Genomic DNA, 14,218 nt, shown 5'->3' with positions numbered 1-14,218 from the left:
ACGGGACCCTCAGCCTCGCGACGCCCGGCTCAGCTTCTTGAGCTGGGCGTCGATGAGGTGCCGGGGGACGTCGGTGGGTTTGTTGTTCACGCCCAAGAGGTTCGAGGTGAACGTCGCCACGGTGGTTCCGCTCCGGACGACCACGTAGGTGAAGACGACGGACTGCGCGGGGCCCACGTCGTCGGCGGCCATGTTCAGCGTCATGCGGTACGAGAGTGCGTCGTCCCCCAGCGAAGGGTCCGGCAGCTCGCGGATCTGCGAGTACGTCCAGCCGGTGGTCGCAGACGCGGGTGGCGCGAACTCCGTGCAGGTGTCGAGCGCACCGCGCAGTTCCGTCATCACCTTGGTCGAGTCCTGCTGCCGGTAGGAGTTGAGCGCCACCGTCGTGGACGATCTGTTGGCCTCATCGGACGTGCGGCCGACGGTCTTCGCGACCTGCCACACGGGCTGGTACCTGCCGACGAACGCGGTCATGTCGTTGATCGGCTTGCACCGCGCGGGAGCGGGGGAAACCTGACTCACCACCGGCTGCCCGGCCCCCACGTCGCCCACCATGGGCCCGATGCTGAATCCGTCGACGTCCTTCGACTCCAAAGCGGTCCGCTCCAGCTCCTGATGACTCAGGATCTTCGCAGGTGCCGCGGCCCGCTTCTCGGGGTGCGAGGCCCCCGCGCCGTCCCCGCCCCCGTCACCGTACCCGCAACCGGCGACGGTCACGGTCAACACGCACACCGCCGCGGCTGCCCGCGACACCCCTGTACCCACGTTCCCCACCCGGTTCCGAAGTCCCACCGGTACGGAGCGGCAGTCCCGCGGCACCGGCGATGAAGGGCGCATCCTCCCATGCGGGTAGCGCCCGAGCAACAAGATCCACACCGGCAATAGAAAGACCGTTCTATACTGCGGTCATGTCGAAGGCTACGCACGCACCCGCACCGGTTCGCCGGCCTCCGAGGCGCGTGAACGGTTGTTGAGCACGGCGAGCAGGCTCTTCTACGGCGAGGGCATCCGGGGCGTCGGGGTGGATCGCGTCATGGCGGAGGCCGACGTCGCCCACGGCATCGGCGAGGAGGTGTGCGGCACCGGGTTCCGGGGCTGTCCGTTCATCAACGCCACCGCCGAGTACCCGGACCGCGAAAGTGCCGTCCATCAGGCGGTGCTGCGGCACCGCGCCTGGTTCCGTGAGGTGCTGCGGGGTGCCTTCGGGCGGCTCGGGGCAGCCGATCCCTCGCAGTCCGCCGACGCCATGGTGGCCATGCGGGACGGTGCGATGGTGGCCGGCTACCTCGGCGACGCCCGGGCCGCGCGTGCCGTCCTCGAGCACGGCGTCGCCGTGCTCGTGGCCGCCGCCTGACTCCGGCACCGCGCCGGGCGTCGGCCCCCGCCCACCGGTGGTGGGAGGGGGCCCGGGACGGGGGGCGGGTCAGCGGGTGCTCGCCGCGGCCTTCTCGATGAGGCGCGTCACGGCCTGGGGGTCGGTCACGTGGACGGCGTGCGGAGCGTCGACCTCGGTGGTGTGGGCGTGCGCGCGCGAGGCCATGAACCGCTCGGCGGCCGCGGGTATCGTCCGGTCGCCGCGGGCGACGAGGTACCAGGAGGGGATGGTCTTCCAGGCCGGGCTTTTCGCGGAGGGCTCGCCGACCGCCTGCGCGGTGACGGGGCGCTGTGTGGCGGCGAGTGCGGCGGCCTTGCCCCTGCTGACGCGGTTGCTCATGAAGACGTCGCGGAACTTGTCGGGCTTGATGTAGAGGTCGACGCCGGTGCTGCCGTCGGCCTGGGTGAAGGGGACGGCGTTCAGGGCCGTGGGCACGGGGGCTTCGGGGTCGTCGCTGAGGTGGCTGCCGGGGAACCTGCCCACCAGGTCCGCGATGTTCTCGCCCTTGTCGGGGGCGAAGGCGGCGACGTAGACGAGTGCCTTGACGTTGGGGTTGCCCGTGGCGGCGTTGGTGATGACGGCGCCGCCGTAGGAGTGGCCCACCAGGACGACCGGGCCGTTGACGGTCTTGAGGTAGTCGGCGAGGTAGGCGGCGTCGCTGTTCAGGCCGCGCAGCGGGTTCGCGGGGGCCGTGACCCGGTAGCCGTCGGCCTGCAGGCGCTTGGCGACGCCGGTCCAGCCGGCGGAGTCCGCCCAGGCGCCGTGGACGAGGACGACGGTCGGCTTGGGCGCCGGCTTGCCGGCCCGCTCGGCGTGATGGTCCTGGCCGGCGGAAGCGGTCGTGGTCAGTCCGGCGGCCAGGGCGAGGCCGGCCGCGCCGACGACGGCGAGGCGGACGCGGCGAACGGGGCGACGGTGGGACATCTTTTCTCCATCGGTGATGTGTGCAGCGGGCCCGTCGTCTCAGGGACCGGGTCGGCTTGCGGAGCAGTGAAGGTAGATAGAACGTTCTGTCCAACCCGAACCTAAGGGGGAGACCACGCCGCGGGCAACGCCGAACGGCGAGCGGTAGGTCACATCACGGAGAGTGCGCGATTCTCCGCGCAGGGAGATCGGCGAAGCGGTGTCACCCGCGGCCGGCGACCTGTCACGGAGGGCCGATCTCGTCGTCGGCGATCCAGTTCCCGTGGAAGCCGAAGGGCACGCGACGGGGCAGGTGCACCCTGGCGACCGGGGCGGCGGTGATGTCGGAGGCGTCGAGGACGACCAGTTCGGCCCGGTTCACGCCCGCGTCGTGGACGACCGAGAGGATCCAGCCGTCGTCCTCGCCCGCGGCGTCCGGTCGCGGCACGAAGGCGGGCTCCATGGTGACCCGGCCCGGCCCGTGGTCATGGGTCGTGGTCTGCCCGCTGCGGGTGTCCACCTTGACCAGCGGTCCCGCGCCGAACCCTTCGGTACGGCTGCGCTCCACGTCGTCGGTGATCATCAGTCCGTGGGCGCCGAATCCGGCGAACCATCCGTAGCGGTGCGGACGACCGGTCAACGCGCGGTCGATACGAGGGAATTCGACACGGTACGGGCTGATCGCCTCCTCGTTGACGGTGCCGAGGGCGGGGTTCACCGTCCAGCGCACCAGCGTCGGCTCGGCGTCTCCGGGTCCCAGCACATCCCGGGCGAACATCTCGTCGTACCGGATGACGTCCATGGTCAGCGAGCCGTCGGCGTTGTCGAAGGCGTTGAGGACGTGGAAGACGAAGCACAGCGGCGCCTCGACCCACCGCACCTGCTCGGCCGTCCCCCCGACGGGCAGGATCCCGACCCGCGGAGGGTGGCTGTCGTCCCAGGTGTACGGCAGGTTGGAGACCGGTTCACCGGCCCGCGCGCGCCGCTCGGCGGCGGCCACGGTGACCGGGAGGTCGAGCACCACGACGCGGGTCTCGGTCAGCGCCATGTCGTGGACCATGGGCCCGTCGGCGGCCTCGATGTCGGCGCGGTGCCTGGCCTCGCCGTCCGCGCCAATTACGACGTACCGGACGGACCTGAAGCGCGGGTTGTAGGTCATGGCGTGCATGTCACCGGTCGCTGGGTCGGTCTTCGGATGGGCGGTGAAGCCCCGGCTGAGGGCACCGTCGCAGTCCCAGACGGCCATGCGGGCGAGGTCGGGGCAGATCTGCACCGGCGGCTTGCCGGCTTCCACGAGGGTCAGGATGCGTCCGGCGTGGCTCACGACGTTGGTGTTCGGCGAACCGCGGTCGCTGGTGACGAACCGGCTGCGATACCACTCGGCCTCGCCGTCGCGGAGCCGGATGCCGTGCACCAGCCCGGCTCCGGTGAACCAGTGGTGGGTGGCCGGGTCGGCGTCGCCGCGCGGGTTCGGCCCGATGCGCAGGTAGCGGCCGTTCAGATCGCGCGGCAGCTCACCTGTGACGGGCAGGTCGGTGGTGCTCACCTCCTCGGCCATGGGCGCGTAGTTGCCCTCGAGGTAACGGTTCGCCGGATCTGCGCCGCTCATCTCGCAGCCTTTCCGTCGGGGCCGCGGTGCCCAGCGGCGGCGGCCTTGAGAGGTTGCTCGGACCACACCGTCTTGCCGCACTTCGCGTAGCGGGCGCCCCACCGTTCGGCGACCTGGGCGATCAGGAAGAGGCCGCGGCCGCCTTCGTCGGTCGTCCGGGCGTGCCGCAGGTGGGGCGAGGTGCTGCTGCCGTCGAAGACCTCGCAGATGAGGGTGCGGTCGCGGATGAGACGGAGCCGGACGGGGTCCGAGCCGTAACGGATGGCGTTGGTGACCAGCTCGCTGACGACCAGCTCCGTGGTGAAGGTGAGGTCCTCCAGTCCCCAGGCGGCCAGCTGCCGGGCCGCCCGGGACCGGGCCGACGCGACGACCGCGGGGTCCTTGGGGAATTCCCAGCACGCGACCTGTTCCGCCCCCAGGGCCCGTGTCCGCGCCAGGAGCAGCGCCACGTCGTCCGCCGGCCTGCCGTTCGTGAGGCCGGTGACGGCGGCCTCGCACTGCTCCTCCAACGGGATGCCCGGGTTCGCGAGCGCGTCGACCAGGTGCCGCAGTCCGCGATCCGTGTCGAGGGAGGGGCTCTGGATCAGGCCGTCGGTGTAGAGGGCGAGCACGCTCCCCTCCGGTAGCGGGATGCAGAGGGATTCGAAGGGCAGGCCCCCCAGCCCCAGGGGTGGGCCGCTGGGGAGGTCGACGAGCCGGGCGTCGCCGTCGGGGGTGACCAGCACGGGCGCCGGGTGCCCGGCGCGCGCGAGGGTGCAGTGCCGGGAGACCGGGTCGTAGGTGGCGTACAGGCAGGTCGCGCCCATGACGCCGGAGGAATCGGCGGCTTCCTGGGCGATCCGGCTGACCATGTCGTCCAGGTGGGCCAGAATCTCCTCCGGGGCGAGGTCGATGTCCGCCAGGGTCTGAACGGCGGCGCGCAGGCGTCCCATGGTGGCGGCGGCGTGGATGCCGTGGCCGACGACGTCACCGACCACGAGGGCGACTCGCGCTCCGGAGAGCGGCAGGACGTCGAACCAGTCGCCGCCCACGCCGGCCTCCGCGTCGGCGGGCAGGTAGCGGTAGGCCGCCTCGACGGCGTTCTGCGCCGGGAGGTCCATCGGGAGCAGGCTGCACTGGAGGGTCAGTGCCGCGGCATGCTCGTGGGTGTAGCGGCGGGCGTTGTCGATGCAGACGGCGGCGTGCGCGGTCAGCTCCTCCGCGATGTCGACGTCGCCGGGCAGGAACGGCCCGGAGTCGCGTGAGCGCTCGAAGGTGGCCGCTCCCACGGTGGTGCCGCGCGAGCGGATGGGCACGATCATCAGGGAGTGCACGCCGAGGCGGCGCTCGTGGGCGCCGCGGACCGGGTCGTCGGCGTTCCGCGCGGGATCGGTGGGGTCCACGTGGGGGACGAGCGACGGCACTCCACGGGTGATCGCACGCGCGGCCGGCGACCGCCGGGGATACGAGCAGGGCCCGCCCGTCGGGACGGGCGGGGCGACGTCGCCGCGGGTGGAGCGGTACCCGGCCGTGCGCAGGGTGGCGACGGCGGCGGCGTCGGCCGGGCCCGGCCGAGCCTCCTCGCCGCGGAGCACCGCATCGAGGAGGTCGACGGTGACGTGGTCGGCGAGCCCGGGGACGGCGGCGTCGGCCAACTCCTGCGCGGCGTCGGCGACGTCGAGCGTGTTGCCCATGTGCTTGCGGGCCTCGTTCAGGAGCGTGAGCTTCTGCTGGGCGCGGTGCTGGTCGGTGGTGGACAGGACGATGTAGCAGGCGCCGAGCGGGCGCCCGTCCTCGGTCTCCAGGCGAAAGCACGAGGTGGAGTAGGCCACTTGGCCCGGGTCCGCCAGGACACGTCCGAAGCGCTTGCGGCCCGATGTGGGGATCCCGCTCTCCAGGACCCGGCAGATCTCGGCTTGGGTACTCGCCACGTCCAGCCCGGGCAGGACGTCCGCCGGGCGCCGGCCGAGGAACCTCTCGCGGGGAACCCCGCACAGTTCCTGCATGGCGTCGTTCACCCAGGTGAAGCGCAGCCGGGTGTCGAGTACCGCCATGCCCACCGGAGCGGTGGTGGTGATCCCCTCCAGCAGGGAACGACTGGCCCTGGCCCACCAGGTGCGCGTGGTGTCGGCCGCGAGGACCAGGCGCATGGGCGGCCCGCTCGAGATGTGGACGGGCAGGATCTTGACCTCCAGGTCCAGGCGGCGCCCGTCCCCACGACGTACGACCTGCCGGCCCTCCCATTCCCGCTCCGATCCGAGCCGCGCGGTGGCATCGGGCACATCCGCCTCGGGCGTATCCGTCCCCGTGGACGGGAGGACATCCGCCAGGGGCCTGCCCACCGCTTCCCGGGCCGAGCAGCCGAGGAGTGCCGCGGCCCCTTCGTCCCACCCGCGGACGACCGCGGCATCGTCGATCACGATCAGGGCCGTCGCCGCGCCCAGAGGGGAACCTGCCGCTGCGGACGGATTTCTCGTGGGAGCACCCATGCCGGACATCCCTTACCGCTGTGGTCCCGGTTCGGACACATCGCTCCCATCCGGATACCGGGCTGTTTCCACCCTAACCGGGACAAGGTGCTCCGATCTGCGTCCTGTCGGCTCCGCGGTCGCGGGCCGCCGTCTCCCCGGTCGGGAGCCGCCGCCTCCGGGCATCCTGTCCGGCCGCCGGGACGAGGCCCCGGACGGCTGTCGGTGCGGCGTGGCAGTCTGGTGGGCATGTGCGGTCGCTATGTCTCCACCCGACGTCCCGAGGACCTGGTGCGGCAGTTCCGGGTCACCGAATGGAACCCGGAGACCCTTGTCGCGCCGAACTGGAACGTGGCGCCCACCGACTCCGTGTGGTCGATCATGGAGGGCGTCGACCGGGAGACCGGCGCGCTGGAACGGCAGCTGCGGCCGCTGCGGTGGGGCCTGGTCCCGTCCTGGGCCAAGGACCCGGCGATCGGCTCGAGAATGATCAACGCGCGGATGGAGACGGTCCACGAGAAGCCCGCCTACCGCCGCGCCTTCTCCAGGCGCCGCTGCCTGTTGCCGGCCGACGGCTACTACGAGTGGGTCGCCGTCCCGGCCACCGAGGACAGGAAGGCCCACAAGCAGCCCTACTTCATCAGCCCCGAGCAGGCCGACCAGTGCATGGCCTTCGCGGGCCTGTACGAATGGTGGCGGAACAAGGAGATCGCCGGCGATGACGACCCGGGCGCCTGGCTGGCCACCTGCACGATCATCACCACCGAAGCCACCGATGCCGCCGGACGAGTCCACCCCCGGATGCCGCTGACCATCGCGGCCGCCGACTACGACGCCTGGCTCGACCCCGAGCACCAGAACGCCGACGAACTCCGCGCCCTGCTCACTGCCCCCGCCGACGGCCACCTGTCGGTCCGGCCCGTGTCCTTGGCGGTCAACAGCGTCCGCAACAACGGCCCCCACCTGTTGGACGCCGCCGGACCGGAGCGCTGACCGCCGGCGCAGAACGGTCAGGGCACTGGCTGCCGCCCCGCAGGGGCCCTCCCAGTGACTGCACCGGACTGACCGACCCGCGGATGCGTCCGGTCGTTCAGAACCGGGGGAACACACGTGGATGAGTGCACTTCACCGTGCGTACGGGAACGCCTCACCGACGACGGAGGTCGTCGAGCCTCAGCCCAGCAGTTCGGTCGAGGCCGTCACGACGTCCTGGGGGACATGGTGACCGAAGTCGTGCTCGAGGTAGTCGACGTGGTAGCCGGCGTCCTCGAGGGCGGGAACGATGCGGCGGCTGGTGCGCGTGACGGGCAGGACGGTGTCGCGTCGGCCGTGGGAGACGAAGATGGTCGGGCGCCCGGTTCGGCACCCGGGTGGCACCCGCCCGGGGGAGTAGGCCAGCACGCGGCTGAACAGGTCCCCGTTGGCCAAACCCAGACCGAGGGCGTAGGAAGCGCCGTCGGAGAACCCGGCGACGGCGATGCGGTCGCGGTCGACCGGGAACTGACCGAAGACGGCGGCCATGGCGTGCTGGACGCTGACCGCGTCTTTGCCGAACCGCCTGCCTACGACGGCATCCCAGGTCACCCGATGGGCGCGGGGGGCGAGGAGCAGGAACTTGCGCCGCTCGGCCTCCGCGCGCAGGAGGGCGAGCATGTCATCGGGCGCGCCCCCGGCTTTGTGGAAGGCGACCAGGAGGGGAACCGGCCGGAGCGGAAGGTGGATCGGCACATGGAGGACGGCGGGCTTGGTGGGGGTGTCCAACTCGTGCAGACCGGGCGCAAGCGGGGCGTGGAACGGGGCTTGCGGGTGGACATCGAGTACACCGTGGGGGAGGTCACGGGAAGCGGTGCGCATGGTTCCTCCATCGGACGAGGCCGTGGTCGCTGGTGCTGGTGTGTGGCGAGGGAGGGGCGGTGGCGCACGGCGGATTCTCTTGGGCTGTGTACGGTGCCGTCGGTCATGCGTGTTCATCGCAGGCCGAGACGTGGATCTGCCTCAGCGCAGGATGCGGAGCCCATGTCTGTGGGGCTCGGCGCCGGTGAGGTGCGTCTGCCTCGTCCGCGGCCGGGTCGCCGCTTCGGTCGCGGACGGCAGGGCCGGGTACGGACCTTCTGAAGCCGGCGAGCAGGCGGTGATGACGACGCGGCCTGACAGCGGCGGCGACTGTGGCCGGCCCGGTCTACCGCCGTCTTGTCATCAGGGAGACGAGGCGGCCCGCGCGGTTGTGACAGCTGAGAGGTGCGCGAGTTTCTCCGGGTTGAGGACCCTGCGGCACACGGTGATCAGGCCGTCCTCGATCTGCACCGTGTCGACGGCGTGGACGCGGCCTTCACGGCGGATCAGGAGAGCCGGTTCGCCGCCGACCTCTACGATGTCGATGCGGTCCGGATGCCACCGGCGTCCCACCCGCACCATCATCATGGCGATGCGCGCAGCGCCGTACACCAGCTTGCGAGCCGCGGGGATGCGGCCGCCACCGTCGGCGACGAACACGGCCTTCGGGTGGAGGATCCGCACCAGCCCGGCCATGTCCCCGGCCTCGTAGGCGGCACGGAACGCGGCGAGCAGCCGGTCCTGCTCCGCCCGTGGCGCCCGCGCCGTGTGCTGCCGCGCCCCGGCCACCTTCCGTCGCGCCCGCGAGGCGAGTTGGCGGGCAGCCGGCACGGAGGAGCTCAGCACTTCGGCGATCCGGCTGAACTCGATGCCGAAGACGTCGTGGAGGATGAAGGCCACGCGTTCCGGCGGGCTCAGCTCTTCCATGATCAGGAGCATCGCCGAGCCGACGGATTCGTCAACGAGTACCGCCTCCGACGCGTCCGGCCCGGTCAGCAACGGGGCGGGCAGCCACGGCCCCACGTAGGTCTCCCTGCGGGCCCGCGCGGACTTCAGGACGTCGTACGAGCGTCGCGCCGCGACCGTGACCAGCCAAGCCCGAAGATCGCTGATGTCGCGCAGATCGGCTCCGGCCGCCCGAAGCCATACGTCCTGGGCGACGTCCTCGGCATCGGCCACGCTTCCCAGCAAGCGATAGGCCACCCCGAAGACGGCGGGTCGGTGCGTCTCCCACTCGGCTTCGAGCACCGCCGGCGGCCTGGACACACGCGTCGTACTCATGCGGACGCAACCTCCTTCATCCCGTCGCCGCCCCGGCGGGCGACCACGTTCCTGACAGCTTTGATCCGCCACGGGCACTTCGGCGGGTGCCTCCCCGGGCCGCCCGGGAACCCGTTGAGTCGTTGTTTTCCCCGGGGTACGACTGCTCTGGATTCCGGAGAACGGCCCATCCGGCAACGGAGAGCATGCGTTGACGCGCGCGTATGCGCAGGAGGGACGTACGTGGGGGGACCTGCCGTCCCGACCCCTTGGGGCTGCTGTCAGCCCCACTTATGAGCATATGCTCCTAGTGTGAGGCTCGCAAAGTCGGGAGGTGTGGCGGAGTGATGGCCGGTCGAACCGGGAGGGCCTTGCCCCGCTTCCTATAGGGGCATATGCTCTTAATTGAGAGTCCCCGTTTCCATTGCGATTGCCGTCTGCTCGCCGATCCCTGCCGCGCATGATCGAAATCACTCCGCCAGGCCGACGCCGTCGGCATTCCCGCATGCCCGGCAGTGGCGTCGTCCGGCCATACAACCCCGCCCGCCGGGGCCTCTCGGGCCGCTCGTGAAACGTTGATGCAATCAGCCTGAGGTCACATTTCCGCCATGCCTTCCGAATCCTTCGTCGCACCCTATTTGCTGCGCCTCGGCGTCACTCCCGACAGGCACCGCAAACCCTCGGCCGCCGAACTGCGGGCTCTGCACAGGGCCCATGTGGAGCGGGTGCCCTGGGAGACCCTGGAGATCCACCTGGGCCGGCCGACGACCGTCGACCCCCACGAGTCGATAGCCAGGATCCTGCGTGGGCGCGGCGGGTACTGCTTCCACCTCAACGGCGCCTTCGCCACTCTGTTGACGGCACTGGGCTACGACGTCACCTGGCATCGTGGCGGGGTCCATTCGGACGCCGGCTCGCAGCCGCCCGGTGCCACCGGCGGCCACCTCGCGCTCACCGTGGACTGCGAGGGCCAGACCTGGGTCGCCGACGTCGGCTTCGGTGAGGCCCCGTACGAGCCGATTCCCCTGCGTGCGGGCAGCTACCGGCAGGGGCCCTTCACCTACCATCTGCGGCCGTCGCAGGTTGAGCCTGGCGGCTGGCGGTTCGACAACGACGAGCGTGGGGCGTTCGTGGGCATGGACTTCACCTTGGCGCCCGCCGCACCGGGGGACTTCGCCGAGTGCCATGCGGTGATGTCCACTTCGCCGGACTCGCAGTTCGTCCGGACCGCCGCGGTGGTACGCCGGCGTGCGGACGGTTTCGACCAGCTTCGGGGCTGCCTGCTGAGCACCACCGACGGCACCGGCCGCGTGCAGCGGGAACTCGGCACCGCCGACGAGTGGTTCGGCGTCCTGGCCGATACCTTCGGCATCACCTTGGCCGAGATCGAGCCCGCGGAACGCACCGCCCTGTGGGAGAGAGTGCGCGCCGCGCACTCGGCTCGGCAGGCCGGTAGGGCCGGATAGGCCACGTCGCCGTCCAACTCCCGGGAGCGGGCATCGTGCCGCAGAAGGCCCACTGGCGGGGTGTCAACTCCCGGGGGCACGGTTGTTGACCTCCTCCAGTACCCAGCCATTGCCGTCCGGGTCGCTGAAGGTGGCGTAGGAGCCGTAGGCGGCGCGGGTGGCCGGGCGCAGTCCGGCCCCCCGGCTGCGGCCGGCGCCGTGGTGGACCACTTCACCGGCCTTGTGACCGTGGAAGAGGCGTCCTTCGGTGTCGTGGAACACCTCGCTCACCTCGATGCCCCGGCCGACGAGCTTCGCACGGGCCCTCTCGATATCGGAGACGACGAGATACAGGTCCCGGAATGAGCCGGGCGCGGCGGAGGCCGTTCCCCGGCCGAGGATGACGGAGCATGTGGAGCCCGGCGCTGTGAAGTGGACGGACCGGAGCCCGTCACCGTGCATGCGGTCGACGTCCAGCCGGAATCCCAGCGCCTGGTAGAAGGCCTTGGCGCGGTCGACGTCGGAGACGGGCAGTGCGATGAGTTCCGACCCGGAATCCACGGGTACTCCATTCCTTGCTGATGCGTGGGTGACCGGCCCACGGGCAGCCGTCCGGGCCCCATCCGACAGGTGGCCGTCCATGGGGCCCTGACTGCCGGCGCCCGCTCGGGCGGGCTCAGACGGCGGTGGCGTTGATGGTGACGGGGATGTTGCCGCGGGTGGCCTTGGAGTAGGGGCAGAGCCGGTGCGCGGCGTTGGCGAGCTCGGTGGCCATGTCCTGGTCGACGCCGCCCAGTTCGAGGTTGAGGACGGCGGCGAGGGAGTACTCGCCGTCGCTGTGGCTGAGGGTGATCTCGGCGTTGATCTCCGTGCTGGACAGCTTGACCTCGCGCTCGGCGGCGGCACGACGAACGGCGCCGAGGAAGCAGGCGGCCCAGCCCGCGGCGAAGAGCTGTTCGGGGTTGGTGGCGGTGCCGGCACCGCCGAATTCCTTGGGGAGGGACAGCGAGGTCTCCAGCAGGTGGTCGTCGGACCGGACACGGCCGCCGTTGCGGCCCTCGCCGGTGACGTTCACGACGGCGGTATAGCTGTTCGGCATGGGGTGTCCTTCATGGGGATGGGGAATGTCGCGGGTCTCTTGAGCCGCAGGACCTTCTGGCGGAGTGCACTTGGGTGCGTCACCCGCCAAGGAGGTGATCGAATGATCGCAATGCGATCATCACCTGTCAAGGTGGTGATGATGAGGCGTCGGCGGCGGACGGGTCGGCTGTCGGCGCCGAAGGAGCGCATGGGCAGGTCCCGTTGAGGTGTGGAAGGCACGGCGAGTCATCGGTGTTCAGCCCAGCAGTTCGGCCGACGTGGACACGATGTCGTCGGGGACGAGGTGGCCCAGGTCGTGCTCGATGTAGTCGACGTGGTAGCCGGCGTCCTCGAGGGCGGGAACGATGCGGCGGCTGGTGCGGGTGACGGGCAGGGTCGTGTCGCGCCGGCCGTGGGAGACGAAGATGGTCGGGCGCCCGGTTCGGCACCCGGGTGGGATGTGTCCGGGGGAGTGGGCCAGCACGCGGGTGAACAGGTTGCCGTTGGCCAAACCCAGGCCGAGGGCGTAGGAAGCGCCTTCGGAGAACCCGGTGATGGCGATGCGGTCGCGGTCGACCGGGAAGTGACCGAAGACGGCGGCCATGGCGTACTGGAGGCCGGCCGCGTCGTCGCCGAAGTGCCCTTCCCCGACGGCATCCCAGGTCACCTGGTCGGCGTGGGGTGCGAGGAGCAGGACCTTGCGCCGTTCGGCCTCCGCGCGCAGCAGGCTGAGCATGTCGCCGGGCGCGCCCCCGGCCTCGTGGCAGGCGACCAGGAGGGGAACCGGCCGGAAGGGAAGGCGGGTCGGTACGTGGAGGAGGGCGGGCTTGGTGGGGGTGGCCAGTTCGTGCAGGCCGGCCCTCAGTGGGGCGTGGCACGGGGGTACCGGGTGGACGGTCAACGCGCCCTGGGTGAGGTCGGGACAGGCGGTGCGCACGGTTCCTCCGTGAGACGGGGCATTGTTCGCTGCGGGTGCGGCACGTGCGGGTGCGGGTGCGGTGGCGTGCAAGGGAGCGCGGCGCGTTCCGGATGCCAGTTGTGGGCTGGGGGCTGGAGGCGCGCCATCGGTCATGTGGCGGTCCGTCACTCTCGCTGTGTGGGGCACTGGCCGTACTCATGTCGGGGTCGGTGGTTCCGGTGTTTCAACACGGGTGAGGGGTGTCTGCCGTGGCTGCTTCCCGGGCCGCGTGTCGGCCGTCGACGACGGGGTCCAGGGTGGGTGTGGTGGTGTGCCAGCGGGCGGGTGGTTCGGGTGTCCCGCCGTCCCGCTCCCTTCGGTCGCAAAGCGGCCGGCTGCGGACGGGAGGGTGGGGGCGGCGCTCCTCGGCGGTGTGCGGGCCGGTGGGTGGCGGGGGTTCAGGCTCCGGAGCGGGTTCCCTCTCCGGCGGCGCGGGTCTCGTCGCCGTCCGCGCGTATAGATGGCCGCTTCCACGCCTACTCCCGGTGGTGGGCGCGCCCGCCGTGACCGGCGTCTGCGACTGATTCGGGGTGCTGGCGGGGCGTGGGAGATCGGGCTCGCTTTCACCGACATATATGGCGGAAGAGCCCGTTCTCTGGGCTGGGAGAGATCGGGTCCGCTTTCGCTGAATATGTCGGCGGAACAGAGCCCGATCTTTGGGCTGGGGGACATCGGGCCCGCTTTCGCCGAATATTTCGGTGAAACAGAGCCCGATCTCGGCAGACCACCCGCCTGGCCCGTGTCCTGTCGGGGAATTACCCGCAGACGCCGGTTACGGCGGGTGCGCCATCCACGAAGGGTGGGCGTGGCCACCGGCCATCTATACGCGCGGACGGCGACGAGACCGGCACCCCATGAACAACCGGCCCCGCTCCGGAGCCTGAACCCCCGCCACCCTCCGGCCCGCACACCGCCGAGGAGCGCCGCCCCCACCCTCCCGTCCGCAGCCGGCGTCTTTGCGACCGAAGGGAGCGAGACGAACCCGCGCCCTTCCACCTATCCGCGCGAGGACGACCCACCGCTCTCGGCCATGGGCCTGACGGTGAAACGGGTTCGGGCCGCGTGTCGGCCGTCGACCACGAAATCCGCATGGGCCGGCCTTCCCCGGTCAGGCGGTTCGGGCCCGTCGGACGAGCCCGACGGCGATGTCCAGGAGCAGGAAGCCGAGGAGGGTGATGCCCAGGATGGGCAGTGCCCAGCCCAGGGCGGCGATGGCGGGGATGCCGAGGATGAGGGCCGGTCGTGGCAGGCGGCGCCATGTGCCGCGTGCGGGGGCCTTGCCCATCGGTGCGGTGCGGCCGTCGCGGG

12 protein-coding genes and 1 pseudogene are annotated in these 14,218 nt (G+C 71.2%); 3 read left to right on the top strand and 10 right to left on the bottom strand.

The genetic code is table 11. From position 1 onward, the window contains the following. Positions 1–9: 9 nt before the first annotated feature. Entirely contained in the window at positions 10–723 is a 714-nt protein-coding gene (locus tag AB0F62_RS31485) for a hypothetical protein (RefSeq protein ID WP_361806940.1), read from the bottom strand. Positions 724–970: 247 nt separating this feature from the next. Here AB0F62_RS31485 and AB0F62_RS31480 point away from each other — a divergent pair, with 247 nt between their 5' ends. Then, positions 971–1,354 (top strand): hypothetical protein, encoded by a 384-nt coding sequence (locus AB0F62_RS31480; protein ID WP_361806937.1) that lies wholly within the window; start codon positions 971–973, stop codon positions 1,352–1,354. Positions 1,355–1,423: 69 nt separating this feature from the next. Here the strand turns inward: AB0F62_RS31480 and AB0F62_RS31475 are convergent, their stop codons facing one another. The 3 genes from AB0F62_RS31475 to AB0F62_RS31465 form a co-directional block, all read right to left on the bottom strand. Beyond that, a complete protein-coding gene (locus AB0F62_RS31475) occupies positions 1,424–2,299 on the bottom strand; it encodes an alpha/beta hydrolase (RefSeq protein WP_361806933.1) in 876 nt (291 codons plus the stop codon). 223 nt (positions 2,300–2,522) lie between these two features. Continuing rightward, positions 2,523–3,887, bottom strand: coding sequence for a carotenoid oxygenase family protein (locus AB0F62_RS31470; protein WP_361806930.1), 1,365 nt, complete (start codon positions 3,885–3,887; stop codon positions 2,523–2,525). Beyond that, positions 3,884–6,355, bottom strand: coding sequence for a SpoIIE family protein phosphatase (locus AB0F62_RS31465; RefSeq protein WP_361806927.1), 2,472 nt, complete (start codon positions 6,353–6,355; stop codon positions 3,884–3,886). The genes AB0F62_RS31470 and AB0F62_RS31465 overlap by 4 nt, the downstream gene beginning before the upstream one ends. A gap of 228 nt (positions 6,356–6,583) precedes the next feature. Here AB0F62_RS31465 and AB0F62_RS31460 point away from each other — a divergent pair, with 228 nt between their 5' ends. After that, positions 6,584–7,327, top strand: a complete 744-nt coding sequence (locus tag AB0F62_RS31460) for an SOS response-associated peptidase (RefSeq protein WP_361806924.1) — start codon at positions 6,584–6,586, stop codon at positions 7,325–7,327. A 180-nt stretch (positions 7,328–7,507) separates the two neighbouring features. Here AB0F62_RS31460 and AB0F62_RS31455 read toward each other — a convergent pair whose 3' ends face one another. Together AB0F62_RS31455 and sigJ are read right to left on the bottom strand one after the other, a co-directional pair. Beyond that, positions 7,508–8,188 carry an alpha/beta hydrolase-fold protein gene (locus AB0F62_RS31455; protein ID WP_361806921.1) on the bottom strand — a complete coding sequence of 227 codons (681 nt, stop codon included), beginning with the start codon at positions 8,186–8,188 and terminating at the stop codon, positions 7,508–7,510. 342 nt (positions 8,189–8,530) lie between these two features. Further along, the gene (gene sigJ, locus AB0F62_RS31450; protein ID WP_361806918.1) at positions 8,531–9,448 is read right to left on the bottom strand and encodes an RNA polymerase sigma factor SigJ; all 918 of its coding nucleotides are present in this window, start codon (positions 9,446–9,448) and stop codon (positions 8,531–8,533) included. A gap of 587 nt (positions 9,449–10,035) precedes the next feature. Here sigJ and AB0F62_RS31445 point away from each other — a divergent pair. After that, a complete protein-coding gene (locus tag AB0F62_RS31445; protein ID WP_361806915.1) occupies positions 10,036–10,893 on the top strand; it encodes an arylamine N-acetyltransferase in 858 nt (285 codons plus the stop codon). A 63-nt stretch (positions 10,894–10,956) separates the two neighbouring features. On the opposite strand, the gene AB0F62_RS31440 is transcribed toward AB0F62_RS31445, so the two are convergent. The 4 genes and pseudogenes from AB0F62_RS31440 to AB0F62_RS31425 all read right to left on the bottom strand — a co-directional run. Next, positions 10,957–11,433: a VOC family protein gene (locus tag AB0F62_RS31440; RefSeq protein WP_361806912.1), complete on the bottom strand. Its 477-nt coding sequence runs from the start codon at positions 11,431–11,433 to the stop codon at positions 10,957–10,959. Positions 11,434–11,548: 115 nt separating this feature from the next. Then, positions 11,549–11,971: an Ohr family peroxiredoxin gene (locus AB0F62_RS31435; RefSeq protein WP_361806909.1), complete on the bottom strand. Its 423-nt coding sequence runs from the start codon at positions 11,969–11,971 to the stop codon at positions 11,549–11,551. 237 nt (positions 11,972–12,208) lie between these two features. Continuing rightward, positions 12,209–12,889 (bottom strand): alpha/beta hydrolase-fold protein, encoded by a 681-nt coding sequence (locus AB0F62_RS31430; protein WP_361806906.1) that lies wholly within the window; start codon positions 12,887–12,889, stop codon positions 12,209–12,211. 1,129 nt (positions 12,890–14,018) lie between these two features. Then, positions 14,019–14,218 (bottom strand): annotated as a pseudogene (locus AB0F62_RS31425) (PepSY domain-containing protein); the annotation flags it as partial.

The sequence above is a fragment of the Streptomyces sp. NPDC026673 genome (assembly GCF_040638135.1).
GTDB lineage: Bacteria > Actinomycetota > Actinomycetes > Streptomycetales > Streptomycetaceae > Actinacidiphila.
The sequence above is the reverse complement of the archived record's forward strand: the minus strand, read 5'-3'. Positions and strand labels throughout refer to the sequence as shown.

What these genes read in the sequence shown, in the direction of transcription:
- AB0F62_RS31475 (WP_361806933.1), bottom strand. Translation starts at nt 2,299, where the DNA reads ATGTCCCACCGTCGCCCCGTTCGCCGCGTCCGCCTCGCCGTCGTCGGC.
- AB0F62_RS31470 (WP_361806930.1), bottom strand. Translation starts at nt 3,887, where the DNA reads ATGAGCGGCGCAGATCCGGCGAACCGTTACCTCGAGGGCAACTACGCG.
- AB0F62_RS31465 (WP_361806927.1), bottom strand. Translation starts at nt 6,355, where the DNA reads ATGGGTGCTCCCACGAGAAATCCGTCCGCAGCGGCAGGTTCCCCTCTG.
- AB0F62_RS31460 (WP_361806924.1), top strand. Translation starts at nt 6,584, where the DNA reads ATGTGCGGTCGCTATGTCTCCACCCGACGTCCCGAGGACCTGGTGCGG.
- AB0F62_RS31455 (WP_361806921.1), bottom strand. Translation starts at nt 8,188, where the DNA reads ATGCGCACCGCTTCCCGTGACCTCCCCCACGGTGTACTCGATGTCCAC.
- sigJ (WP_361806918.1), bottom strand. Translation starts at nt 9,448, where the DNA reads ATGAGTACGACGCGTGTGTCCAGGCCGCCGGCGGTGCTCGAAGCCGAG.
- AB0F62_RS31445 (WP_361806915.1), top strand. Translation starts at nt 10,036, where the DNA reads ATGCCTTCCGAATCCTTCGTCGCACCCTATTTGCTGCGCCTCGGCGTC.
- AB0F62_RS31435 (WP_361806909.1), bottom strand. Translation starts at nt 11,971, where the DNA reads ATGCCGAACAGCTATACCGCCGTCGTGAACGTCACCGGCGAGGGCCGC.